Annotated in this window: 1 pseudogene; it reads right to left on the bottom strand. The window is 49.2% G+C overall.

Features of this window, described 5'->3' with window-relative positions:
• Positions 1–266, bottom strand: a pseudogene (locus tag SB773_RS32300) (sulfite reductase [NADPH] flavoprotein alpha-component); the annotation flags it as partial.

A 266-nucleotide genomic window follows, 5' to 3' on the forward strand; every position in this document is an offset into this window, starting at 1 on the left:
GCAACATCCATTTTCGTAAGTACACCTGTTTTCAACCACTGTTGCCATTCAGTCTGATATAGGAAATCCGTCACGAAATGCTGATCGCCGAAAAAGAGCCACGTTTTCCCGTTCGCTTCCGTTTCTTCGCGATCCTGGATGAAGGATCTGAACGGAGCAATGCCCGTTCCAGGTCCAACCATGATAATGGGCGTGTCTGGGTTCTTAGGCTGCTTGAAGTTCTGGTTATGCTGGATGTAAACAGGCAGCATGTCCCCGGGCTGTAT

The sequence above is a fragment of the Bacillus sp. SIMBA_074 genome, assembly GCF_046534555.1.
GTDB classification, from domain to species: domain Bacteria; phylum Bacillota; class Bacilli; order Bacillales; family Bacillaceae_G; genus Bacillus_A; species Bacillus_A mycoides.